Origin of the sequence: Marinomonas posidonica IVIA-Po-181, assembly GCF_000214215.1 — a bacterium.
Taxonomy (GTDB): Bacteria; Pseudomonadota; Gammaproteobacteria; order Pseudomonadales; family Marinomonadaceae; genus Marinomonas; species Marinomonas posidonica.
Genome location: NC_015559.1, coordinates 3,249,226 through 3,273,013 on the forward strand (window position 1 = coordinate 3,249,226; position 23,788 = coordinate 3,273,013).

Genomic DNA, 23,788 nt, shown 5'->3' on the forward strand with positions numbered 1-23,788 from the left:
AAAAGCTAAAGCAATAAAGCAAAAGCAAAAGCAAAAGCAAAAAAGCGAGCCTAAGCTCGCTTTTTTCAGTCAACCCCGTGATCAACTCAAGGCTTTAGCATGATGCTCTAGATGTTCATCAATGAAGCTAGCAATGAAAAAATAGCTGTGGTCATATCCCGGCTGACGACGTAAAGTCAGTGGATGGCCTGCTTGTTCACAAGCGGCTTCCAGGGCTTCAGGTTTCAGTTGTTCAGCAAGAAAGTTATCGGCTTCGCCTTGATCCACCAGCAACGGCAAGCGCTCTTTGGCGTTCGCGATCAGTAAGCTGGCATCCCATTCTTGCCAAGTACTTTTGTCTTCCCCTAAATAACCAGTAAAGGCTTTTTCGCCCCAAGGGCAATCCGTTGGATTAACGATCGGCGCAAACGCGGAAACCGATAGGTAATGTCCTGGATTTTTCAACGCACAAATCAGGGCTCCGTGACCGCCCATCGAATGCCCAGAAATAGAACGCTTGTCTGTCACCGGGAAATTGGCTTCCACCAAGTGCGGCAATTCTTGCACCACGTAGTCGTACATGTGGTAAGTATTTGAATAAGGTGCCACTGTGGCGTTCAAATAAAAGCCCGCTGCCGAACCAAAATCATAGCTCTCATGTTCACCCGGATAATCCGTGCCACGCGGGCTGGTATCAGGACAGACAATGGCCAAGCCCAATTCCGCCGCTTTGCGAAACGCGCCGGCTTTTTGAGTAAAGTTTTCATCGGTACAGGTCAAACCTGACAACCAATACAAAACCGGCACTTTTTGCGTTTCCGCTTGTGGAGGCAGATAAATGGCAAACGTCATGTCACCTTTGACTGACAAACTCTCATGCTTATACCGCTTCAGCCAACCGCCGAAGCTTTTAGTGCTGGATATGAGTTCCATGTTTTCTCCTTAGCATTCGCACCGTCGCAATAGGACGATGCGCATCAGTGACGTACTCTGTTGACTCATTTGAACCGAGGCAAGCAAAGCCGTCATTTTTGGCTCATACTTATTGGTCGAACAAAATGACGGTACGGATACTCTTACCTTCGTGCATCAGATCAAACGCTTCGTTAATCTGTTCCAGCGGCATGGTATGAGTCACGAACGGGTCAATTTCGATTTTGCCATTCATGTAGTCTTCTACGTAGCCTGGTAATTGGCTGCGACCTTTCACGCCACCGAAAGCCGAGCCCTTCCATACGCGCCCCGTTACCAATTGGAATGGACGAGTGGAGATTTCTTGGCCTGCACCCGCGACACCTATGATGATGGATTCACCCCAACCTTTATGACAGCATTCAAGCGCTTGACGCATGATTTGTACGTTACCGATACATTCGAACGAGTAATCCACGCCGCCATCCGTCATGTCGACAATAACTTGCTGAATTGGCGCATCAAAGTTCTTCGGGTTAACACAATCGGTAGCGCCGAATTGGGTCGCCATTTCAAACTTAGACTCGTTAATGTCAATGGCAATGATTTTCGACGCACCGGCCATGCGAGCACCTTGGATCACGGATAAACCAATGCCCCCCAAACCGAACACAGCAATCGTTGCGCCTTCTTCCACTTTTGCCGTATTCAATACCGCACCAATGCCTGTCGTGATGCCGCAACCTAGTAGACAGACTTTTTCCAACGGCGCATCAACATGGATTTTCGCCAATGAAATTTCAGGTACCACACTGTACTCAGAAAACGTAGAGGTGCCCATGTAATGGAAAATAGGTTCGCCATTGATGCTAAACCGGCTCGTGCCATCCGGCATTAAACCTTTACCTTGTGTTTCGCGAACCGCCTGACACAAGTTAGTTTTACCAGATTGACAGAATTTACACTCGCCGCACTCGGCCGTGTACAAAGGAATAACATGATCACCCGGTTTTAGCGTGGTAACGCCCTCACCCACCGCTTCAACAACACCGGCACCTTCATGGCCCAAGATCGCTGGGAAAATGCCTTCTGGATCTTCACCTGACAAGGTAAAGGCATCCGTGTGACACACGCCCGTTGCTACCATGCGAACTAACACTTCACCCGCTTGCGGATCCTGTACATCCACTTCTTCAATTTTTAACGGTTGGCCTGGTCCCCAAGCAACAGCAGCTTTACATTTCATTGCGCACTCCAAAATTGGTTTGAATTCGAGACTTTCTAAATCAAGTAAGAGCAGTGTAGTCCTAAATCATTGAGACGATAATGCTCGTATTGGCAAATTATTATTGTCATACAGCAATAATAATTTCAAAACACCATCAAATAGTTATAATATAACACTCTATTTGGATCAATTGAGGGCACCCTAATGAAGAATTGGGAAGCAATGGAAGCCTTTGTGGAAGTCGTTCGACAAGGCAGTTTTTCGGCCGCAGCCATAAAATTAAGCGTTTCGGCTTCTCATATCAGTCGCTTAGTAACGCAACTGGAATCCGAGCTAGGTTGCACACTTTTGTTCCGCACTACCCGACGGATTCGTTTAAGTGAAGCGGGGGAGCTGTATTATCAACACTGTCGTGATTTACCAGCGGCCTTGACCAGTGCTGAAGAAGTCATTTCCTCACTGAATCAAGCGCCGATTGGCGCCTTTAAAATGACCTGTGCTACGACCTTTGGTGAACGATACATAGCGCCAGTGATGAACGATTTTTTAACCAGTCACCCAAAAATTGAACTGGACCTACATCTTACCAACCGCGCTGTAGACCTGATCGAAGAAAATTATGATCTGGCCATTCGCATGGGCGCGATGAAAGATTCTAGTCTGCTGTCTCGACGCCTTTGTGATCGCAAAGAATTCCTCTGTGCTTCTCGAGAATACATTGATCAATACGGTATGCCGCATACCTTATCTGAGCTCAATAAGCATCAGTGTTTGATTGGCTCCAAAAGTCATTGGTTGTTCCAACAAAATGGCCAGCGAAAAGAAGTCAAAGTCAGTAGTCAGTGGCGTAGCAACTCTGGTCTAGCCTTATTGGACGCGGTCAAAAAAGGCTTAGGCATCGCTCAATTACCCGATTATTATGTTCAAGAAGAATTCGACTCGGGCCGCCTCGTGCCATTATTATCACAGTATCAGTATCCCTACAGTGGCGTTTGGTTGGTATACCCAAAAGTTCACCACCCTTCTCCAAAGCTAAAAGCCATTTGTGATTATTTAATTGCCTGCTTTCAAGATAATGCCCCATTTCAACCACCGCAGGCCTATGATTAAATAGGCCATTCCATTATCTGAGAGTCGGTTATGTTTGCACAAGAAGATCTAATCCAAGTGGCCCGCCAAACCATGCCCTTTGGCAAATATCAGGGACGCACCTTGATCGATCTGCCGGAAGCCTATCTATTGTGGTTTGCGCAAGAAGGTTGGCCAAATGGCAATTTAGGGACTTGGTTACAACTTGTATTGGAAATCAAAATCAACGGTTTAGAAAAGCTGGTAGAACCTTTACGTCTACCAACAGAAGAACCCAAAAATGCCCCAAAAGTCCGCATTCGCTTTGATGATTAATGAACCTCTTTAATCACGATAAAAAAACAGCACCCCATGCTCTTCTTTGATCAGTCGGAAACCGGCTTTCTGCGCGACATGAATCGAGGCTTGATTGCCCAATTTGACTTGAGCTTCAAGCGGTTCATCAAATTGCGAGAGCATTGCTTGCAGCATTTGATGCGCTAGGCCCTTACCTCGGGCACCCGGTGCCACAGTCCATGACAGTAACCAAGCATGCTCGAGCTTATCGGCTCGACAAGTCCCCACGGCACATTCGTTAAACTCGGCAATCCACAAACGCCTCTGCTTGGTCGCCTTCAATGACGCCTCCAGCCAACGTTGATGATCTGCTGCGCTTACTGGGTCCATCGAATGAGACGCTTGCCGTGTCAAGGAATCATTGCGCCAAGTCAGCAAATCATCGGAATCACTCATTTTTGCAGGTCGTAATATCAACAAGGCAGACACCGTTATCCTTAATGTAGAAGTTCAGTGGAGAGTATACCTCTAGGAGGCATAAAGTTTGCTTGTAATATGCTGGTTATTTTTTACAGTTAATCTTTATCTTCAGGAAATCAAACACGTATGGAAATCCTCATCGACGATTTATCGGGACAAGACGTTAAAACCTTAATCCAAGAACACCTAGACGACATGCATGCGACCTCACCAGCTGAAAGCGCCCATGCCCTTGATCTTAGCGAACTTAAAAAGCCAAACATTGTTTTCTGGACCGTTTGGGAAAAAGACCAACTGCTTGGCTGCGGTGCCTTAAAAACACACAACGCTAAGGAAGGGGAAATCAAGTCTATGCGCACATCCCACTTAGCTCGTAATAAAGGCATTGCCTCCAAACTCCTTAACCACATTCTCACCACGGCAAAGCAAAGCGGATTAGAAAGAATCAGTTTGGAAACGGGCCCCCAAGATTTTTTTGCTCCCGCCAGAGCCTTGTACCAAAAAAATGGCTTCAGCGAATGTGGTCCATTTGCAGATTATCAACCCGACCCTTACAGTGTCTTCATGACAAAAACACTCTGATAGTGATTATAAGGTATAAAAAAGCCAGCATGCCGCTGGCTTCATTTTTATCGATAGGCAAGGGAACTAACCCACCAACAAAACTACAGACCACCATGGGTCAATTTGGCAGGATCGAGCAAGCTGGTCAGCTCTTCACGACTTAAGTCGGTTTCCTCATCTGCCACATCAATCACAGGACGACCATCTTGATAGGCTTTTTTCGCGATTTCAGCCGCCTTTGCATAGCCAATAATGGGATTAAGCGCCGTGACTAAAATGGGATTACGGTGCAAAGCTTCGTTTAGCTTCGCTTCATTCACGGTTAACGTCGCGATCGCACTGTCTGCAAGCAACTGACCACTGTTGGCCAACAGTTTGATGCTGTTCAACAGGTTTTTCGCAATCATAGGCAACATGACATTCAATTCAAAATTGCCTGACTGACCACCAATCGTCACCGCCGCATCATTTCCTATAACTTGCGCTGCTACCATGGCCGTCGCCTCAGGAATCACGGGGTTCACCTTGCCAGGCATAATGGAAGAGCCTGGCTGCAATGCTTGCAAGGTTATTTCCCCTAATCCGGCCAATGGACCTGAGTTCATCCAGCGTAAATCGTTTGCAATCTTCATATAGGTCACTGCAACGGCTTTAAGCTGACCAGATAAAGCAACCGCTGTGTCCTGAGATCCAATCAAAGCAAAGAAATCCTGCCCTGGAGAGAAGGTTTGCTTGGTTAGCTCGGACAGTGATTGCGCAAAGCGCTGAGCAAATTCAGGGTGGGCATTAATCCCCGTACCAACCGCCGTACCGCCTTGTGCCAATTGGCTGGTTTTGCTTTTGATGTGATTCAAATTATCAATATTATCTTGCAGCTGAGCTGCCCAAGCATTAAAGGTTTGATCCAAACGAACCGGCATGGCATCCATTAAGTGAGTACGGCCTGTCTTGGTGTAGGTTGCTAGACGCTTGCCTTTCTCGATAATAGTGGCTTTTAAATGCTCCAAGGCAGGCAATAAATGGCCCGCTAATTCTAACGTCGCACTCACATGAATCGCACTTGGAATCACGTCATTACTGCTTTGACCAAAGTTGACATGGTCATTCGGGTTAATGGTTTCACCATTGTACTGACTGGCAAGAGTCGCAATCACTTCATTGGCATTCATGTTTGAACTGGTACCAGAGCCAGTTTGATACACGTCTACTGGAAAATGCTGCATCAAATCATCCGCATCCAACAGTTCATTGCAAGCATTCTGGATAGCCTGTGCTTGTTTAGGTGTAATGCACTCTAGAGCTTCATTCGCCTGAGCGGCCGCCGCTTTTATCAAAATAAGAGAACGAATAAAAGCTTCTGGCAATGGCTCATCACTGATTGGAAAATTATTAATCGCTCGTTGCGTTTGAGCACCATAAAGAGCACTTTCTGGTACTTCGAGTTCACCCATACTGTCTTTTTCAATGCGCATTTTCATTCTTAAATATTGTCCTTTTACTACTCAAAAGAAGAGATGAAATAATGGCTCAACACCCTAAGGTTATGCTCCATTTTGAAATAGTTTCTCGCGTCCTGGTAAGTCACGATCAGACGCTTAAGATGAGAGAGAGGCAAGTACACTTTATCGAGGCATGTCTGACGCCAATGAGGCGCGACATTGGTATCACACACAGTATCCAATAACACATTAAACACTCTCTGATGCAGCACAGTCGCATCGGTAATGTTCAAACGCTCAGCATATTCTTCCGTTAAATTCAGGTAGTGATACAACACCTCTGGCGAGTCGGCACATTGACCAGCCTGAATGGTTTGCTCAAGTACAGAAAATGGCACCAAGTAACGACTCATAGCCTTACCCTCCAAACATTATAAATGATAACTATTATCAATAATGTTCGGTCATTCCATTCCTGTCAAGAAATTGATAACGATTCTTATTATTTTTTAATAATTAACCATCGCCTTTTGATTGAGGTCATTAAAGGCCAGACATAAAAAAGCCCCTGCTATTAAGAACAGAGGCTTTTCGAAATCTGACCTTTTATCTAACCTTTTAGTGGTGATGACCGCCCACACCGTGTGCGTGACCGTGTGCGATTTCATCATTAGTGGCTTCACGAGTCGCTACAACTTCAATATTGAAGGTCAACTCTTTCCCAGATAATGGATGATTTACATCAACTGTGGCGTGCTTTAGACCCATTTTAACAATGGTCACCTGACGCAGGCCTTTGTCCGTTTGTACTGTCGCCACCATTCCCGCTTTCCAACGCTTCGAGCCCTGCAAATGCTTTACGGGCATTTGCTGTGTCTGGTTCTCTTTACGCTCACCATAGCCTTCTTCTGGTGATACTGTCACAGCAAACTCATCACCCGCAGCCTTTCCTTCCATGGCTTTTTCTAGACCGGGAATAATATTACCGTGGCCATGAAGATACGCGACTGGCTCTTTTCCCGCGGAAGTTTCGATCAGCTCTTCACCATGACGTAACGTATAATGAAATTGAACGACTTGATTGTCTGCAATGGACATGCATTTTCCTCATATAAATTAAAAGCGTTTGGATCGAAACTGACCAAAATAAACCGCCGAGTATTATAAAAGTTTTATGTTATTAAAACATAGACAATTCAAGGGAATCGTCTTCAATCACAATGTCACTCACCATGGAAGCGGCTAATTTTTCGAATGGCGAGTGGTTTAATTCATAGACTGGATGGTGGTCAAAGTAGTCTCGTAAGGCGACTTCGACTTTGTCTTGTAAGGAACCTAAAGTTGAGCGGATGATGTTTTCATCAAAGCGGGAGCCACTGATCACAACCTGAGTAAATCTTGGGGCCACTAAAAACAATTGCTTATCCTGTAAACGAATACCAGATTCAAAAGAAGGATTGACATCAGTTGTGAGCGAAAAGCTTTGCCCAAATGCCGACACTTCCCCCGTTAAATCACACATTAAAGCAACGGAAATCAGACCGCCATCTCGCTCCAAGAAATCTACTTTTGCCGCTTTAATCGCAAGATTTAAAACCACAGCATCGCCAGAAGTTAAAGCCAAACGCGTCTCTTTCGACTGCTCCAGCTGCTTAGCCAAATCTTTATTAACATCGGCTTCACTCACACGAAAACTATTACAGCCTGTTAATATCAAACTTGTGAATCCAAGCAATAACACATGAGCAATGGTTGAATACAGACGCATGAAATACTCCTATTCTTTAGAATCTATGAGTCGACGCTTTTCAAACCAAAAGCGCATAAAATCTTCCGTTACTTTTTGTTCAATGTCGATCGCTTCATCAGTTGGGCAAAATAACGACACGGTAAACACATTATGACCTTCCATAGTCGTGGTAATTCGAACACGTGGTTCAGGCCCCGAGATATTAATATCCAAGCGTTTTTCGATTAGGCTGTTGTAACGGATGGCCACTTCATGAAAGTGTTCGCTGTATTCACGAAGCTTAGCCAATATGTGCTCTTTAATCTCAAACAGGTTCACATCATCGGTCTGGCGTGAAATGGAAAAACTGTGGGTCACATAGCGTCGCATGTAATTCAGGTTTTGCACAGTATGAACCAATAACACACTGTTCGGCACAAGCGTAGTACGACCTGTATAAGTATAACTACCGCCTTTTAAATCCACTTCAAATAACGTAGTGGATAACCAGTCACTGTCCGTCACTTCCCCTTCAAAATTGGCAACCTTGATCCAATCACCGACTTGGTATGGTCGAGTACTGGCGCGATAAAAAGCGCCGACGATACAGGCAATGAATTCTTTTGTGGCAATCACTAATGCCACCATGAAAGCAGCAATGGAAATGGCGATATTTTGCAGCTCTGATGACCAAATCAAAATCAACCCAACGACAAATAAGAAATTAAAGGCGTTATCCGCGGCATTAATTCTTTGACGCTTTTTATCGTGATCAATATGTTGGTTAAGACGAATCGCTCGCTTGGTGTAACGACGAATTAAATACACCAAAAAAATCAACGTCAGAGTAAGTGCCAGCTCGACATGATCAGTAATGATGGATAGATCCAATTGAGATAAATCGAAAGGCATAAAGAGTCACTTCTGTACGGAATAGGACACTTTAGCAAAGTATTCCTTGAGACAACAATAAAGTGTAGACAAGACAAAAAATTATACTGTATATTTGTACAGTATAATTTTTGTGAGGTGACTTATGTCCGTCATTATTAAATACGTCGTAGAACGCCATGGAATCGAAAAAATGACTTTTACTTCAAAAGCCGAAGCAGACGCTTATGACAAGCTTCTGGATACTGCTGAAGCGCTGGAGATTATACTCAGCGGTAGCCAGCTCGTTGAAGATGATCCCCTGCGAGAGTCGTTAGCCATGTACTTGGCTGAGCACAAGAACAGTGTCATTGATGCCCTTGGCCCAAAAAAGAAAACGACAAGTAAGAAAAAACACAGCCAAAGTTCACAAACGGAACTGGCTCTCAACAAAACACCAAAATCGCCAAGCGCGTCGTTGGAAGACTTAGTAATAGAAACCGATGAAGAACAAATTTATCAGGAGGAAGAAGCGGCCGATCCATTTGAAGAAGGCGATTTTGATGAAAGCCATGCGGCTTAGTTTATGCCATGCGGCTTAATCTAATGGCAAGATTGAGTGAGCTTTTTCTAAGAAATTCATGAGGCACTAAATAGTGTTTAAAATATCAAGGACGCATACATGCCAGCTAGCTCGGAGTTAACTCACCACCTCGACTCAGTGGCTTGTTCTTTGCGTTAGCATTTAGGCTTGCAAACATCGGGATTCAAAAACCGGGGGATTAATATAGAAAGTGAGGAATACAAATACGTTTGGCAAGATGATGAACTCTTGCTGATAATTTTTGAGGGAATTGCTGGCGTGGTTGAGCTTATTAGTTGGCTGTGTTTCTAACTGACACAATGTCATTGAGCAGGCTTACTTCTGTGAGCTTGCTCTAATAACCAATCAAAAAACACTTGAGCCGCCGAGTGCAATGGGGCACTGGATTCTTTCACCAAATAAAACGACTCACTGGCTTCTACTTGTTTCGCAAAAGGCGCAATCAATCGTCCTTGTGCAATAAGCTCCGACACCATGGAAGATCTTGCTAAAGCCACGCCTTGCCCAAGCTCCGCCATACGCAGTGTTGATACCAAGGTGTCAAATTGCATCCCTCGGGAAAAATCCACTTGATCTTCGCCCATAATATTCAACCAATAACCCCAACCCTCTTCGTAGCCAAGCACATGCAGCAAAGTGTGATTGGTTAAATCAGCAGGCGTGTCCAAGCGAGTATGCTGTGGTAATGCTGGCGAACAGACAGGCATCAAACTGTCCCATGTAAGACGTTGTGACAACAAACCTTGCCAATCACCGTGCCCCCAACGAATTTCCATGTCCTCTTCGGCATCCCATTCAGCCAACCAAATATGACTAGCGTAACGAATGTCTATGTGCGGATGCAGAGCTTTAAAATCGGCCAATTTTGGTGCTAACCAATAACTAAAAAAGGACAAGCTGCCGCGTATTTTAACGAGACTTTGACTGTCGGGAGAAAAAATCTCACTGGTACCAACAGACAAACGACTGATGGCATCTTGCACCACAGGATAATAGGCTCGACCTTCTTTGGTTAAGCTCAAACCACGAGCCAAACGCTGAAAAAGTGCCACACCAAGATGACTTTCGAGTAAACGTATTTGCTGGCTAACAGCCCCTTGTGTCAGACACAATTCGGTCGCAGCATGAGTAAAATTAAGATGGCGTGCAGAGGCTTCAAAGGTATGCAGCCAATTCAAAGGAGGGAGAGATTTTTGATTCATACTCGGTGCCTAGCAAGTCGCCTTGATCATAAAGAGCAAGGCGACTTTAACCTAAAGCCCTCGAGACATAAAGTCTTGAGGCCTACAGCACTTGACCAAGGAAACGCTGTAAACGAGGGTTATCCGATTCGAAGAAGCGATCTGGCGACTCTTCAAACACCAATTCCCCATCTTCCATAAAGACTACTCGGTCAGCCACTTCACGGGCAAACCCCATTTCGTGAGTCACTACCACCATGGTCATACCATCATTGGCAAGACTCTTCATGACATCCAAGACTTCCCCAACCATTTCCGGATCAAGGGCACTGGTCGGCTCATCAAACAACATGATTTTTGGCATCATGGCCAAAGCTCGGGCAATGGCCACACGTTGCTGCTGACCACCAGACAAATGCGATGGGTAGTTGTTCATGCGTTCAGCCAAACCCACACGCTTCAGCAGCTCACGGGCTTCTTGCTCGGCTTCTTGTTTACTCTTTTTCAACACCTTGATCGGTGACAACATCACATTACCAAGAGCTGTTTTATGCGGAAACAGGTTAAAAGACTGAAACACCATGCCCACTTCTTCACGGACTTTATTGATATTGGTTTTCTTGTCAGTCAGGCTGATGTCATCAATATGAATCGTGCCTTCTGAAATGGTTTCCAACTGATTCAACGTCCTCAAAAAAGTCGACTTGCCTGAACCACTTGGCCCTATGATCACAACCACTTCACCACGCTTGATATCCAACGACACTTTTTTCAAAGCGTGACATAAATTTGGATACACTTTATCAACATTTTCAGCACGAATAATGTGCTCACCTAGCTGCTTAGTCACTGGCTGACAACCTCTTCTCTAGATATTGGATGGCCCAAGATAAAGAACCAGTAAGTACTAAATACAATAATGCGACCGTAAACCAGACTTCAAAAGGTGCAAATGTAGAACTCACCACTTCACGACCCGCTTTGGTTAAGTCAGTAATGGAGATCACAGATACCAATGAAGAATCTTTGATCAGGTTAATAAACTGACCAGCCATAGGCGGCAAAGTACGCTTAAATGCTTGCGGCAGAATAACGTTCACCATGGCCTTTACATAGTTCATGCCTAAACTGCGTGCCGCTTCCATTTGCCCTGGGTGAATCGACTGAATACCAGAACGTACGATCTCAGCAATATAAGCCCCGGTAAAAACAGACAACGCCGCCACGCCTGCCGTAAATCGATCCAGACTTAGTACTGTGCCGATAAAGAAATAGAAGATAAAAATCTGCACCAGAAGTGGTGTACCACGAATCAATTCAACGTAGGTAATGGCGAGGTAACGCAGCACTGGATTATGAGAAATGCGTGCAAGACCAGTAAATAAGCCTATGATGACAGCAAAAACTAGGGACACTACCGATAATTTCAGTGTAATCCATAATCCCCAGGTAATTGGTCCAATCGTCCAACCGGTTCGTTCAGCGACTGGATCCCCTTCAAATACTAGATCACCATCATAAATCAATACGTCATCAAACTTCTTGATGACCAGAGGATCGAGACCGATATCGGATTCAATGGTGATGGTGTTGGTGGCATCGTCTACGTAAGCAGTACCATCAAAAGGGGCACGAATTTCAGTCGGCTCAGTACTCACAATATACTGTGGAATACGCTCCCAACGCCATGTGTAGTCAATGCTTTTGCTGGAGGCGTAAATACCAAAGCCCAACCCAACTAGGATCAGCAAAAATAAGCCTTTCCATAAAAGCAGGTGTGATTTATTTTCCATCGATGAGAGGTTCCCCGTCGTGTTTCCAACTTAAATTAAGAATAGGCATCCAAACCTACTAAGACACTAGCCACCTAGATTAAGGTCAATCGCTAGCCGTTATGAAAACAAAAAGTGGCGCTGACAGCGCCACTTTTTATAACAGGTGCGGATTTTACTGGATGTTTTTCATCCATGCATCACTTACGAACCATTTGTTGTAAATTTTATCATAAGTACCATCACCTTTGATTTGCGCTAGGTAGTTATTGATGAAATTCATAAAGTCTGGATCACCTTTACGGATCGCCATACCTAGCGGTTCGTAGGTAAATGGCGTATCTAGGTGAACCAATTTGTCGCTGTTCTGTGAGCCGTAGATAGCGTTAAATGGCAAGTCGTATACGAAAGCATCCGCATTACCATTGATGACTTCTAATGCACCTTCAGATTCTGTTTCAAAAAGGTTTACTTTAGCTTTGCTTAGGTAACGCTTAGTCGCGTAATCAGCCGTCGTACCTAGCTTAGTTGCGATTGTGTACTTGCTGTTATTTAGATCACGGTAAGAACTGACTTTGCCTTCTAGGTCTTTGCTTAGCAAAATACTTTGACCAACAATGATGTAGGGATCAGTAAAGTTAACTTTCAAGTTACGCTCAGCTGTGATGGTCATACCAGAAATGATGATGTCACACTTAGATGTTAACAAGGCTGGAATGATACCGTCCCAAGCTGTATTGCGTAGATCGACTTTTACACCCATCGCTTTTGCCATAGATTTGGCAATGTCCACATCAAAACCGACGATGTTGCCTTTTTTGTCACGCATATCGAATGGCATGTAACCCGCTTCAAGACACACTTGTATCTCGCCACGTGTCAGAATGTCATTCAAGGTGGATTTTTCCCAAAGATTAATGTCTGAAGCAGACGCAACCGTTGCACTGATCATAGCAGCAAAAGCAATCAATACTTTTTTCATTATTTAATGTCCCCAATTTGAATTGTGAATTGAGAAAGACGACTAACTCGAACCTTCCCAATATTTCTTATCATAGTGTTATAACTGGCCGCACATAATACATAAATTCATTAACACAGTCCTTAGGAAATACAGGATTTCTAGAGCGTTAAAATGAGTTTGCGTACTCGCGCTTCAGGCAAGCTTACCTGCAAGAAGCATTCCGAACAAACTCAAACGCCTGTTTAAGATCAGAAATTAAATCCTCTGTATCTTCAATCCCCACGGAAATGCGCACTAGCCCTTCCGAAATACCTAATGCTTGGCGCTCTTCCAAGGTATTTTCCACATGACTCGTGGTTCTGGCTGGACCATAAATGGTTTCAACCGCCCCCAAGTTGCCCGCACAGTGCGCATAACGCAATTGCGGTAACAAACGTGTTACTGTCTCCATACCGCCTGCGAGCACAAAACTAACCATAGCACCAAAACCGTGCATCTGCTCACAAGCAATCTTGTGATTATTATGATTCGGTAACCCTGGGTAATTCACCGCGTCAACCATCGGCTCTGTTAGCAAAAATTCGGAGATGGCTTGCGCGCTTACTTGTTGCTGACGCACTCTTAGCGCCAAGGTTTTGATACCACGAATAATCAAATAAGCTGAAAATGGATCCAGTGAAGCACCATTAATTTCACGATAATGCCTGACTTTCGCCATCAAAGGCTCAGCACCACACACCAAACCACCCATGGCATCCGCATGGCCACTCAAAAACTTGGTCGCACTGTGAATCACAATGTCTACGCCCAACGCCAAAGGGTTTTGATTCAACGGCGTAGCAAAGGTGTTATCCGCCATCACAATGGCACCTACTTTTCTAGCTGCGGCCGCCAAGCGTTTAATATCAACAATTTTAAGCGTTGGGTTGGTCGGTGTTTCCAAATACAGTACATCGCAGCCTTTGGCAATTTCCGCTTCTATCTGCTCATGACTATGGGTCTCACATAACACGACATCCACACCCATACGAGGTAAAAATTCTTCGAATACTTTGTTGGTACCGCCATAACTGTCTTTGGTGGACACCACACGGCTACCATTTTGTAGAAAGGTATAAAGGGCACTACTAATGGCTGCCATTCCTGTACTAAAAGCCACGGCAGACTCAGCATTTTCCAAAGAGCAAATTTTAGCTTCTAGGGTTTCTACGGTGGGGTTGCTCATTCGACTATAAATAAAGCCGGGGGCTTCACCCAACGCCACATCATACCAATGATCGATATCTTGATAGCCATAAGCCGCACTCGCGACAATAGGCGTTTGGGTCGCTCGATATGGATGCCCTTCTTCTTCACCGCCCCATATTGCCTTAGTCCCAAGACCTATCTCTTTTTTCTCAATCACACTCACCACCTACTCAATTCTGACAAAGCTGTATCACTAATAGTGCCAACTATAAGTAAGTTACCCGATAAGTAGTAATCATCAAATTCGAGATTGAGGGTCGATTTTATTAATGGCTATTAATTTCTTATTTATACACATTTTCATAAGGGATAAGGAAGTATATGAAACGAAATATGATTGTAGCAGGCATTTCTTTTGGTCTATATACTCTTGTACCTATTTCAGAAAACAACGATATTTTTCTGAAAACCGCACTTAACTATTAAAATGATAATGTTTCGGCCTCAAACGGATCAATTGACTTCACTAGATTTCCAATCGACTTACTAATCACCAAACAAGGTGAGAAACTTCAGTTCGGTGTAGGACTAACCTATCACCTTAACCCAGAGTACGATAGTAGTTTCAGTGGTTTCAATACAACGGCAGACAATGCTCTTGGTCTTATCTTAGAAGCAAATTATAAGATATTCAGTCAGGCACACATTGGGCTACGCTATACCAACATAAAATACAAATTTGCAAGTGAGTATGATGGCAGTAACACCGCCATAACCGCGGGATATACTTTTTAATCCTATTCATTAAACATAGCCACATCATGAAAAGGCTCCAAACCGGAGCCTTTTTATATTGCACTAAACTTTAACCTTGTCTTAAAGTGTGTCTCTCAATAATCATAGATCTAACTCAACAGGCTATCGAGAATCACCTTGCAAAAGAAAAAAGGCTTCGCCACCATCTCAGATGTTGCCAAACATGCCAATGTTGGTAAAACCAGTGTATCGCGATACCTAAACGGTGAGCAGAATAAATTATCCGATCTGATGATTGATAAAATTGCCAATGCCATCAAAACGTTAGATTATCGACCAAATCACTCGGCTCGCATGCTAAAAGCGGGACAATCAAAATTGATTGGTCTGTTATTAGCGGATGTAACCAACCCTTATTCCATTGACGTATTGCAAGGCATTGAGGATGTCTGTCGTCAGCAGGGGTATATGCTGATGGTGTGTAACACCAATAATCAGCAAGACCTGCAAGCTCAATACCTAACGTTACTGGAAGCCCATCGAGTAGACGGATTAATCATTAACACTGCGGGAATGATACCAAAGCAAGTGGCACTTTTTCAGAAACTGAGCTGCCCATTAGTACTGGTGGATAGGATCAACACGTCACTCGGTTATGATTCGGTTGGTCTGGATAATCACCAAGCGGTTACCCAAGCCTGCCAACATCTGCTCGGCGAATCTTATAACGCTCTTCTGGTTATTACGGAATCACTGGAAATAGAACCGCGACAAGCGCGAGTCGATGCCATAGCTGACTTCTGCAACCAACACTCGACGCTCCATTATCAGGTATTCGAAACAGACAATATGTGCGTTGACTCGATATCGCAAGCCATTCAAGAATTCATAGGGCATTACCCACAACGTAAAAAAGCCATCTTCACCATCAATGGCGTCGCCATGATGAGCACAGCTAAGGCGTTAAAAGGACTCAATCTACAAATTCGTCAAGACATCGGCTTGATTGGCATTGATGATCCCGAATGGGCGCAATTGTTTGAAGGCGGCATCACAGTTATGCGCCAACCCTCTAAAATCATAGGACAAACTGCGTGTGAACGCCTACTAACACGCATTCAAGGTAATAAAGAAGCACCGCTGAACTTAACACTTTCCGCTGAACTGATCGTTCGAGAATCCACTTAAATAGACGATCAAACAGCCAACCTAGTTTCACTAAGATTGCATATGGAACCGGTTCCATTTATAGTCATTTATTCCAATAATAACGATAAACTGAAAGGGTTTTACCATGTCGAATATTCCAAGTTTTGTCACCATCGGAGAAGCCATGGCCATGTTTGTGGCAGACACGCCGGGTGAGTTGTCACAGGTTATTTCGTTTTCCCGCTCCTTGGCAGGCGCTGAGGTCAATGTGGCTATTGGTATGGCAAGAATGGGGTTTCACTCAACCTATATTACCAAGGTCGGCAACGACAGTTTCGGTGAGTTTATTAAAGAATCGATTCAGCACGAGAAGATTCAGACCAATCACATTTTAGAGAGCACCACGAACGCCACAGGCTTTATGCTTAAGTCCAACGTCACCGACGGCAGTGATCCAAAGGTAGAATATTATCGCCGTAACTCAGCGGCTTCGACCTTGAGTACCGAGGATATTGACAGCATCCTCTTTCATCAGCAACCTCATCTTCACCTTACCGGCGTGTCAGTTGCCGTTTCCGAGAGTCTTCGAGATGCCGCCAAGCAAGCTCTAAATTTGGCAAAAGAGCAAGGTTGCCGCGTCTCTTTTGATACCAATTTACGCCCCGCTCTGTGGCCAGACCAAGCGACTATGATTAAAGAAATCAATAACTTTGCTTTTGCCAGTGATATTGTGTTGCCGGGCATCGAAGAGGGTAAAATCCTCGCAGGAAGCGATCAACCGGAAGAGATTGCCGATTTCTATTTACACCATGGCAGCCAAGCGGTTGTGGTTAAGCTTGGTAGCAAGGGCGCATACTATAAAACCCGCACTGGTGAATCTGGTACGGTAGCGGGGTTCCCTGTCAACAAGGTGGTTGATACGGTAGGGGCTGGTGACAGTTTTGCGGTGGGTGTTATTTCCGCTTTACTGGATGGCCAGACTATGGCTCAAGCAGCACGACGTGGTAATTTACTAGGCTCTTTAACTGTTCAGGTTCGAGGAGACAGTGAAGGCTTACCAACAAGGGATGTACTAAGCGAATTAGAAAAGGCAGATTAATATGAGACCCAAAGTATTGCTCTACAAACCTCTTCCTGATGACGAACGACAACGTCTTGCAATGCACTTTGACATAATGGAGTTCGATGGGTTTCATCGTGATAATGAAATCGAATTCTTAGCGGCTTTGCGAGAAGCAGAAGGAATCATTGGCGGCTCAGGCATAAAACTGCCAACGGAACGACTTGAACAGGCCAGCAAGCTCAAAGTCGCTTCCACTATTTCCGTCGGCACAGATCAATACGACCTAGACTATCTTGCACGCCGCAACATTCCCGTTATGCACACACCTGGCGTGCTCAACGAAACCACTGCCGATACCATGTTTGCATTACTTATGTGTACGGCCAGACGCGCCCTTGAACTGTCTAACATGGTGAAAGAAGGCCGCTGGAAACACACCATAGGTCCAGACCTTTATGGCACCGACGTTCACGGTAAAACACTCGGTATTGTTGGCATGGGACGCATTGGCCAAGCCATTGCGAAGCGTGCTCACTTGGGTTTTGATATGAAAATCCAATACTTTAATCGTACCCCCAACCCACAGGCAGAGAAAGATTATGACGCCCAGTATTTGAGCTTAGAGAACCTGCTATCCAGTTCAGACTTCATCTGCGTTATGACCCCTTTATCCGCTTCGACGCAAGGCCTGATAGGTGAAAGAGAGTTTGCCTTAATGAAACCGGATTGCATCTTTATCAATGGTTCAAGAGGCAAGGTAATCGATGAATCGGCTTTGATAAAAGCCCTACAGACAAAGCAAATTCGCGCTGCTGGCTTGGATGTTTTCCAACAAGAACCTTTGCCAGCCAATTCGCCATTATGCCAGTTAGACAATGCCGTTCTGTTCCCGCACATTGGTTCAGCCACAGTGGAAACCCGTCGTAAAATGATTACTTGTGCTGTGGACAACCTGATCCGAGCCATGTCGGGAGACATTTCACAAAACTGCGCTAATGGCCATTTACTAAAGAACTCACGTTGACCAATAAACAACGATGTATCTGTCACCCGCCCGCCATCATTGGTATTTCTACTTTAAACACCTTAGGAAAGTACGAATAAGTCTACTAAGCCTGTATTCTTTGTTGAGCACCTCGGCAATAGGCTAACTATTCACATTCGGCACTCGCCTCGAATAACAGGCTCTTATCCACATGCTGAGGCAAGAGGACTTGTTCGCACCTTCCCTTACTCAAGTCTGCAACTTTTGTGGACACTGTCAGTGATAACTTGCCGCATGCAAGCTAGGCCGAGTACAATCTGAAAAATTTATTTAGCCGTATTTGTAGAAGGAACACTTCTTGACTACCTTAACCAATGCACTACAAGCATTAGCGGAATTTTGCCATCAGTCCAACTCTTCTACAGCCATCACTTTTCACCGTGGTGTCGAGCGAGAAGCCTTACGAGTCGATCGTTCAACAGGACGAATCTCCCATAAACCACACCCTAAAAGTCTTGGCTCAGCCTTAACCCACAGCGCCATTACAACAGACTACTCTGAAGCGCTCATGGAGTTCATCACGCAAGTACACCCTAGCGTGGAAGGCGTTACTCAAGAATTAGAAGACATTCACAACCTCGTTAACCATGAATTAGACCAGCTGAATGAGTCGCTTTGGCCTGCCAGCATGCCGTGTTTTTTAGAGAGTAACGACGATGTGCCAATTGCCTATTATGGAGAATCCAACACCGGCAAACTAAAGCGAGTTTATCGTGAAGGCCTTTCCAATCGATACGGTCGTATCATGCAATGCATCGCTGGCATGCATTACAACTTCTCTTTTGACGAGAGTTTTTGGTCCTTTCTAGAAACCTACAAAGGCCACACCAATCTGTCAGAAGCGGACAAGCAAACATTTAAATCGGATAGCTACTTTGCTTTGATCCGAAACTTTCGTCGTCATTCCTGGCTACTGTCACTTTTGTTTGGTGCATCACCAGCCATTGACGAAAGCTTTTTAAACAACAAACCAGATAGCCTGAGCACACTAAACGAAAAAACTTGGTTTGGGCCAAAAGCAACTTCATTAAGAATGAGCGATTTGGGTTATCAGAATAAGGCTCAAGCAGACTTATACGTTTGCTATAACGAAGTAGATACCTACATCAGCACCATCAAAAAAGCCCTGCAAACGCCTTATCAGAAGTATCAAGACATAGGTACCAAGGTGGACGGACACTATCGTCAACTTAATAGCAACCTATTACAAATCGAAAATGAATATTACAGCGACATTCGTCCGAAGCGTGTCACACAACCAGGCGAACACCCAAGTGCGGCATTACAATCCCGAGGCGTCGAGTACATCGAAGTTCGCATCATGGATCTGGACCCAAGTTCCCCTATCGGTATGCAAACATCCACACTCTACTTTATTGATGTGTTTTTGTTGTATTGCATGTTGCGCGGTGACGAGCACTTGGGAGCGCATGAATGCAGTAAATTGCGAGAGCTGCAACAGCAAATTGCTTCCCATGGACGTGATCTGGACATGGAATTCGACTTTGGTCACGGGGCCATTAAATTACGCGATAAAACAAACACAGTGATCAAAGCGTTAGAACAAGTGGCACAGTTTCTAACCACTCACACAGGAAACAAAGCGTATCTGGAGGCGGTTCAACAACAAGCCGACAAGCTAAAAGATGAAAGCAAATTGCCATCAGCACAACTGCTCAATCTTTGTCAGAATCACAATGGCTATCAAAATGCCATGCTTGAACTGTCGAAACAGCAACAAGCCGACTGGTTAACACGCCCACTTTCAGCTGAAACAAAACACGCTTTTGACATTAAAGCGGATGCCTCCATTCAAGAGCAAAAAGCCATTGAAGCCGCCGACACCCTAGACTTTGACGATTTCTTAACCACTTACCTTAAACCGCAATAATACAATTAATGCGATAGATTGGAATAATGCTCGGGCATAAGCAATCAGGTTCTGTCTAATCCGACACAACTTGATTTCTGCCCGCCGCTTTTGCCTCATATAATAACTGATCGACACGCTTTACCAGACTTTGACGAGTATCACCCTCTTGATAACCGGTTACCCCAAGGCTGATGGTGATCGCAGGGAGATCTGGCTGAGAAAACGTTTCTATATGATGTCTGAGTTGTTCAGCCAGCTGTTTAGCATCATCAGAATCACCACTTTTTAGTAGGACCGCAAATTCCTCACCGCCCAAACGAAATAAACTGTCCCGTTGTGGTTTCAGCAAACGATTCAGTTCTGTTACGAGCACTTTAAGTACCTTATCTCCAACATCATGCCCTTGCGTATCATTAACCTTTTTAAAATAATCAACATCAATCAGAATGACACTGAAAGCATAGCCTTGATGAGCCAGATGCAATACCGCCTGCATTTGCTCATCCCATTTTCGCCGATTATAAGCTCCTGTTAACTTATCGCGCGTCGCCAATTCGATTAACTCATTTTCTATTTGTTGACGGTTGTCTATTTCAGAAGAAAAACGGCTCAATAATATTTGTAAATCATCTTCCAACTCATCCAGCTCATCTTTGGTTCGCATATTATTGCTTTTAAGGTGTTCTCTTTGAGGATTCGACTCGGTCGATAACGCATGATGCAGATGATGAATTTGGCCACGCAAAGACCACACTCGTTTACGGAAAGACAAAATAATATAAAGAGTTAAATAGGTTCCAATAGCTAATGCAGAAATTCCCAGCATAGCGTTAATCAGCACAAACCTATGCTCTTGCCCTTCAACAGCATCACTTACTCTCATGGTTAACACATCGATCATTCTAAGCATACGATCACTTTCATATTCGAGCTTTTGGTCTATATCCTCCAAAACACTCCAATCTTGTAATGACATACTTTGAGTGCGAAATGCTTTATTCAGGGTCTTTTCAAAGGCGATTCTATGCTTATGCAAAAGACCTACTTTTTCCATTAGCGCTTGATGATCCGTCATTTTCAACCGTACACTGCCCAATGTCAGAGCATTATGCAGTACTTTTTCAGCCTTAAATAACTGCGACGCTAAAGCCTGGTTGAACGTTCTAAAATCTTGTTCGGTTTGATCATTTAATTGTAATTCAACCATTGGGGAGTTAAAGGAAGTAGCGTGGGGGTGCCATTGCAAAGATTCAATAAACAAATCCTGTCTTAATTGAATGACTTCCACTTCTGCGACAATTTCAGATAAAGGAACATCAATTTCAGCGACCTCCATCATATTATAATAGATACGTTGTGACTGATAAGCAGAGAAAAGAATCACCACAAAGAGAAATGACAGCAGAATGAATGACAAACCACCGACTTTTTTAGTCATAGATAATGAGAACCAATCAAACATAATTTTGTGCAGCTATAAATAAAGATGAAAAGAAGTCTGTCTAGTCTAACATAGATAGAAAAAAGGCAATGACAAACCTCTTTCATTCTAACCCCAGCTCTTAGCGAGTATCACGTATCGCACCGAATAGAATAATCAAAATCGCTAGTGCCAAAACACCTAACGCAGCCCCACTGAAACCAACACTTGGTAACCCCATTAATAATATAGCCTGCCCCCCCATCAAAGCGCCCGCCCCAATGCCCAAATTAATAATGCCAGAATATAGGGACATAATGATGTCTGCCGCACTGTTGTCGATGCTTAGCACCTTAATTTGCATACTTAAACCTATGATCATTATTGCAGCGCCCCAGAGCAAAATCACCACAATCAGCCAAGTAGAATGCTGCACAGTGAAAAATAAGCTCAGCATACAAAACGAGACAACAACACTGCTGATTACCAACATGAGTGTATTCGCCCGATCACCTAACTGGCTGAATAAAATACTGCCAGCAATGCCCGCCACCCCAAAAAGCAGAAGAATCAGAGTTGTAAAATGCTCACTCACCAAACCGATCTGCTGTAAAAATGGCTCAATGTAACTGTATGCCGTGTAGTGAGCTGAAAAAATCACAAAGATGAATAAATACATGCCTAAAAGAATACGATTCTTTAAAATTTCTGGCACCTTACTCAAGGAGCCAGAAAACAAACTTGGTAACTTTGGCAGCAAGCTAAACAAGGAGACGGCAACGACAATCGCAATCACAGTAATCACAGCAAAGGTCACTCGCCATCCCAGCCATTGCCCAATGATGCGTCCCACAGGCACCCCCAGCACCATGGCTAAACCGGTTCCGGTTGCTAACACACTGAGCGCAAAGGTTTCTTTCCCTGGTGGCGCAACGCGGATCGCAATGGACGCAGTGATCGACCAAAAAATCGCATGCGCAAAAGCAATACCAATTCGACTCACCAATAACGCACCATAACTCCAAGCAAATACCGTTAATAAGTGACTAACATTAAAAAGAACAAAGAGACTTAATAACAGGGTTTTACGCTCGAAATTTCGCGTTAGCAACATCATTGGCAAGGACATCAACGCGACAATCCAAGCGTAAATAGTCAACATCCAGCCAACTTGAGCAGGAGCAATGGTGAAGCTATCAGCAATGTCTGAAAGCAGACCCACAGGCACAAACTCAGTGGTATTAAAAATAAACGCACTGAAGCCAAGAATGAAGACACGTAAATATTGGACACGGCGGGAAACCGTTTCCTCTAGAGGGGGAATTGCTGTCATATTAATTTGTGAAAAAACCTATCGAAGAGTGAACGTAAACAAGGGAAGGTGCGAATACGTCCTCTGAAAGACCCGAAGGGCGTGGGCTAAGCTCTCTTTATTCTTTGTTAAGCTTGTTGCCAATAGACTGATATTGGACGGCGAAACTTGCCTCGAATAAAAGAGAGTGATTCCCACGCTGCCCCCTACATGAAAGTAGGGGATTAGAGCAACGCAGGAGCACGTTACCGTAGCCAGTGAACTTGTTCGAACCTTCCCAAGGCGCTCATTGTCCATTTTTTCTACAATAAAGAAACAGATAAATTATGAATTTTTATGGACACTTTTCGTGCAATTTCTCATTCTATAAAGCCCGTCTTAATCGATCGACTTTTAAGTCTTATTTAAGAGGATTTTCGGTCTGCCATTAATGACCAGAAGGCTTCTACCATAGGATTCTTAAGATTTTTTTGTTGTGTAAACAGGCCAATATCATAAGGCTCTAATTCCGGGCTCAGCTCACACTAATATTATCAGGAAAATATGTCGGTTATTTACCTGAACACTATGCTAAAAGCTTCGTCAAAGAAGATCGCTTACGTCCCATATTACCCAGCGAATTTGTTTATCAGGCACCGTTTTCTATGATTTGCCGCCGTGGTAGAAGCCGAGAGCTCTTTATACAAACGATGCGTGAATTGCTCAGCCAACAAACGGCGAAGAGCGCAAAATAGGAAGATAACCCCTCAGTAACGTCGGCTTTTTGGTTTTTAGCGAGCGCTCAATTGACTCAAAAGTGATTGCAAATGTTGAGGGGGTTCTTTAAAGTCCCACTTTTTTCTAAATGTGAGAAACTGTGCAATTGCTCTTATTTAGGAAAATGTTAACTAGAATA

At 44.2% G+C, this 23,788-nt stretch carries 24 protein-coding genes; 9 read left to right on the top strand and 15 right to left on the bottom strand.

The annotated features are described in order from the left end of the window. Nucleotides 1-81 precede the first annotated feature (81 nt). Nucleotides 82-912: an S-formylglutathione hydrolase gene (gene fghA / locus MAR181_RS14955; protein ID WP_013797438.1), complete on the bottom strand. Its 831-nt coding sequence runs from the start codon at nucleotides 910-912 to the stop codon at nucleotides 82-84. A 109-nt stretch (nucleotides 913-1,021) separates the two neighbouring features. Next, nucleotides 1,022-2,137 (bottom strand): S-(hydroxymethyl)glutathione dehydrogenase/class III alcohol dehydrogenase, encoded by a 1,116-nt coding sequence (locus MAR181_RS14960; protein ID WP_013797439.1) that lies wholly within the window; start codon nucleotides 2,135-2,137, stop codon nucleotides 1,022-1,024. Nucleotides 2,138-2,323: 186 nt separating this feature from the next. Here MAR181_RS14960 and MAR181_RS14965 point away from each other — a divergent pair, with 186 nt between their 5' ends. After that, complete coding sequence (locus tag MAR181_RS14965; RefSeq protein ID WP_013797440.1) at nucleotides 2,324-3,229, top strand: LysR family transcriptional regulator; 906 nt, start codon at nucleotides 2,324-2,326, stop codon at nucleotides 3,227-3,229. 30 nt (nucleotides 3,230-3,259) lie between these two features. Then, entirely contained in the window at nucleotides 3,260-3,523 is a 264-nt protein-coding gene (locus MAR181_RS14970) for a DUF3820 family protein (protein ID WP_013797441.1), read from the top strand. 9 nt (nucleotides 3,524-3,532) lie between these two features. Here MAR181_RS14970 and MAR181_RS14975 read toward each other — a convergent pair whose 3' ends face one another. Next, the gene (locus MAR181_RS14975; RefSeq protein WP_013797442.1) at nucleotides 3,533-3,973 is read right to left on the bottom strand and encodes a GNAT family N-acetyltransferase; all 441 of its coding nucleotides are present in this window, start codon (nucleotides 3,971-3,973) and stop codon (nucleotides 3,533-3,535) included. A gap of 117 nt (nucleotides 3,974-4,090) precedes the next feature. Here MAR181_RS14975 and MAR181_RS14980 point away from each other — a divergent pair, with 117 nt between their 5' ends. Beyond that, the gene (locus MAR181_RS14980) at nucleotides 4,091-4,546 is read left to right on the top strand and encodes a GNAT family N-acetyltransferase (RefSeq protein WP_013797443.1); all 456 of its coding nucleotides are present in this window, start codon (nucleotides 4,091-4,093) and stop codon (nucleotides 4,544-4,546) included. Nucleotides 4,547-4,629: 83 nt separating this feature from the next. Here MAR181_RS14980 and MAR181_RS14985 read toward each other — a convergent pair whose 3' ends face one another. From MAR181_RS14985 to MAR181_RS15005, 5 genes are all read right to left on the bottom strand, one after another. Continuing rightward, complete coding sequence (locus MAR181_RS14985; RefSeq protein WP_013797444.1) at nucleotides 4,630-6,006, bottom strand: class II fumarate hydratase; 1,377 nt, start codon at nucleotides 6,004-6,006, stop codon at nucleotides 4,630-4,632. Nucleotides 6,007-6,026: 20 nt separating this feature from the next. Beyond that, complete coding sequence (locus MAR181_RS14990) at nucleotides 6,027-6,380, bottom strand: hypothetical protein (RefSeq protein WP_013797445.1); 354 nt, start codon at nucleotides 6,378-6,380, stop codon at nucleotides 6,027-6,029. A gap of 205 nt (nucleotides 6,381-6,585) precedes the next feature. Then, nucleotides 6,586-7,065: an FKBP-type peptidyl-prolyl cis-trans isomerase gene (locus MAR181_RS14995; protein WP_013797446.1), complete on the bottom strand. Its 480-nt coding sequence runs from the start codon at nucleotides 7,063-7,065 to the stop codon at nucleotides 6,586-6,588. Nucleotides 7,066-7,147: 82 nt separating this feature from the next. Then, complete coding sequence (locus MAR181_RS15000) at nucleotides 7,148-7,735, bottom strand: DUF1439 domain-containing protein (RefSeq protein ID WP_013797447.1); 588 nt, start codon at nucleotides 7,733-7,735, stop codon at nucleotides 7,148-7,150. A gap of 9 nt (nucleotides 7,736-7,744) precedes the next feature. Continuing rightward, on the bottom strand, nucleotides 7,745-8,608 hold the full coding sequence (locus tag MAR181_RS15005; protein ID WP_013797448.1) for a mechanosensitive ion channel family protein: 864 nt from the start codon (nucleotides 8,606-8,608) through the stop codon (nucleotides 7,745-7,747). A gap of 124 nt (nucleotides 8,609-8,732) precedes the next feature. Here MAR181_RS15005 and MAR181_RS15010 point away from each other — a divergent pair, with 124 nt between their 5' ends. Then, a complete protein-coding gene (locus MAR181_RS15010; RefSeq protein WP_013797449.1) occupies nucleotides 8,733-9,149 on the top strand; it encodes a YebG family protein in 417 nt (138 codons plus the stop codon). A 323-nt stretch (nucleotides 9,150-9,472) separates the two neighbouring features. Here MAR181_RS15010 and MAR181_RS15015 read toward each other — a convergent pair whose 3' ends face one another. From MAR181_RS15015 to MAR181_RS15035, 5 genes are all read right to left on the bottom strand, one after another. After that, nucleotides 9,473-10,372 carry a LysR substrate-binding domain-containing protein gene (locus MAR181_RS15015; protein WP_013797450.1) on the bottom strand — a complete coding sequence of 300 codons (900 nt, stop codon included), beginning with the start codon at nucleotides 10,370-10,372 and terminating at the stop codon, nucleotides 9,473-9,475. Nucleotides 10,373-10,454: 82 nt separating this feature from the next. Continuing rightward, complete coding sequence (locus MAR181_RS15020) at nucleotides 10,455-11,201, bottom strand: amino acid ABC transporter ATP-binding protein (protein ID WP_013797451.1); 747 nt, start codon at nucleotides 11,199-11,201, stop codon at nucleotides 10,455-10,457. Further along, entirely contained in the window at nucleotides 11,194-12,144 is a 951-nt protein-coding gene (locus MAR181_RS15025) for an amino acid ABC transporter permease (protein ID WP_013797452.1), read from the bottom strand. Before MAR181_RS15025 ends, MAR181_RS15020 begins: the two co-directional genes overlap by 8 nt. A 154-nt stretch (nucleotides 12,145-12,298) precedes the next feature. After that, nucleotides 12,299-13,105 carry a transporter substrate-binding domain-containing protein gene (locus MAR181_RS15030; RefSeq protein WP_013797453.1) on the bottom strand — a complete coding sequence of 269 codons (807 nt, stop codon included), beginning with the start codon at nucleotides 13,103-13,105 and terminating at the stop codon, nucleotides 12,299-12,301. Nucleotides 13,106-13,289: 184 nt separating this feature from the next. After that, entirely contained in the window at nucleotides 13,290-14,492 is a 1,203-nt protein-coding gene (locus tag MAR181_RS15035) for a cystathionine gamma-synthase family protein (RefSeq protein WP_013797454.1), read from the bottom strand. A gap of 716 nt (nucleotides 14,493-15,208) precedes the next feature. Here MAR181_RS15035 and MAR181_RS15040 point away from each other — a divergent pair. From MAR181_RS15040 to gshA, 4 genes are all read left to right on the top strand, one after another. Further along, entirely contained in the window at nucleotides 15,209-16,219 is a 1,011-nt protein-coding gene (locus MAR181_RS15040) for a LacI family DNA-binding transcriptional regulator (protein WP_013797455.1), read from the top strand. Between the two features lie 106 nt (nucleotides 16,220-16,325). Continuing rightward, nucleotides 16,326-17,279, top strand: a complete 954-nt coding sequence (locus MAR181_RS15045; RefSeq protein WP_013797456.1) for a sugar kinase — start codon at nucleotides 16,326-16,328, stop codon at nucleotides 17,277-17,279. Nucleotide 17,280: 1 nt separating this feature from the next. After that, nucleotides 17,281-18,267, top strand: coding sequence for a 2-hydroxyacid dehydrogenase (locus tag MAR181_RS15050; RefSeq protein WP_013797457.1), 987 nt, complete (start codon nucleotides 17,281-17,283; stop codon nucleotides 18,265-18,267). 319 nt (nucleotides 18,268-18,586) lie between these two features. Next, complete coding sequence (gene gshA, locus MAR181_RS15055; protein WP_013797458.1) at nucleotides 18,587-20,179, top strand: glutamate--cysteine ligase; 1,593 nt, start codon at nucleotides 18,587-18,589, stop codon at nucleotides 20,177-20,179. A gap of 55 nt (nucleotides 20,180-20,234) precedes the next feature. Here the strand turns inward: gshA and MAR181_RS15060 are convergent, their stop codons facing one another. Both MAR181_RS15060 and MAR181_RS15065 read right to left on the bottom strand, forming a co-directional pair. After that, on the bottom strand, nucleotides 20,235-21,599 hold the full coding sequence (locus MAR181_RS15060) for a GGDEF domain-containing protein (protein WP_245546170.1): 1,365 nt from the start codon (nucleotides 21,597-21,599) through the stop codon (nucleotides 20,235-20,237). 124 nt (nucleotides 21,600-21,723) lie between these two features. Continuing rightward, complete coding sequence (locus MAR181_RS15065) at nucleotides 21,724-22,914, bottom strand: sugar transporter (RefSeq protein WP_013797460.1); 1,191 nt, start codon at nucleotides 22,912-22,914, stop codon at nucleotides 21,724-21,726. A gap of 506 nt (nucleotides 22,915-23,420) precedes the next feature. On the opposite strand from MAR181_RS15065, the gene MAR181_RS18280 reads away from it, so the two are divergent. After that, on the top strand, nucleotides 23,421-23,627 hold the full coding sequence (locus tag MAR181_RS18280) for a type 2 periplasmic-binding domain-containing protein (RefSeq protein WP_083815574.1): 207 nt from the start codon (nucleotides 23,421-23,423) through the stop codon (nucleotides 23,625-23,627). Nucleotides 23,628-23,788: the final 161 nt, after the last annotated feature.

Bases quoted from the DNA above. Each gene is read 5' to 3' on its own strand.
- MAR181_RS15015 (WP_013797450.1), bottom strand. From the start codon at position 10,372: ATGAATCAAAAATCTCTCCCTCCTTTGAATTGGCTGCATACCTTTGAA.
- fghA (WP_013797438.1), bottom strand. From the start codon at position 912: ATGGAACTCATATCCAGCACTAAAAGCTTCGGCGGTTGGCTGAAGCGG.
- MAR181_RS15065 (WP_013797460.1), bottom strand. From the start codon at position 22,914: ATGACAGCAATTCCCCCTCTAGAGGAAACGGTTTCCCGCCGTGTCCAA.
- MAR181_RS14995 (WP_013797446.1), bottom strand. From the start codon at position 7,065: ATGTCCATTGCAGACAATCAAGTCGTTCAATTTCATTATACGTTACGT.
- MAR181_RS14985 (WP_013797444.1), bottom strand. From the start codon at position 6,006: ATGAAAATGCGCATTGAAAAAGACAGTATGGGTGAACTCGAAGTACCA.
- MAR181_RS14980 (WP_013797443.1), top strand. From the start codon at position 4,091: ATGGAAATCCTCATCGACGATTTATCGGGACAAGACGTTAAAACCTTA.
- MAR181_RS15000 (WP_013797447.1), bottom strand. From the start codon at position 7,735: ATGCGTCTGTATTCAACCATTGCTCATGTGTTATTGCTTGGATTCACA.
- MAR181_RS15025 (WP_013797452.1), bottom strand. From the start codon at position 12,144: ATGGAAAATAAATCACACCTGCTTTTATGGAAAGGCTTATTTTTGCTG.
- MAR181_RS15060 (WP_245546170.1), bottom strand. From the start codon at position 21,599: ATGACTAAAAAAGTCGGTGGTTTGTCATTCATTCTGCTGTCATTTCTC.
- MAR181_RS15005 (WP_013797448.1), bottom strand. From the start codon at position 8,608: ATGCCTTTCGATTTATCTCAATTGGATCTATCCATCATTACTGATCAT.
- MAR181_RS15030 (WP_013797453.1), bottom strand. From the start codon at position 13,105: ATGAAAAAAGTATTGATTGCTTTTGCTGCTATGATCAGTGCAACGGTT.
- MAR181_RS14960 (WP_013797439.1), bottom strand. From the start codon at position 2,137: ATGAAATGTAAAGCTGCTGTTGCTTGGGGACCAGGCCAACCGTTAAAA.
- MAR181_RS15010 (WP_013797449.1), top strand. From the start codon at position 8,733: ATGTCCGTCATTATTAAATACGTCGTAGAACGCCATGGAATCGAAAAA.
- MAR181_RS15045 (WP_013797456.1), top strand. From the start codon at position 16,326: ATGTCGAATATTCCAAGTTTTGTCACCATCGGAGAAGCCATGGCCATG.
- MAR181_RS14990 (WP_013797445.1), bottom strand. From the start codon at position 6,380: ATGAGTCGTTACTTGGTGCCATTTTCTGTACTTGAGCAAACCATTCAG.
- MAR181_RS14970 (WP_013797441.1), top strand. From the start codon at position 3,260: ATGTTTGCACAAGAAGATCTAATCCAAGTGGCCCGCCAAACCATGCCC.
- MAR181_RS15050 (WP_013797457.1), top strand. From the start codon at position 17,281: ATGAGACCCAAAGTATTGCTCTACAAACCTCTTCCTGATGACGAACGA.
- MAR181_RS14965 (WP_013797440.1), top strand. From the start codon at position 2,324: ATGAAGAATTGGGAAGCAATGGAAGCCTTTGTGGAAGTCGTTCGACAA.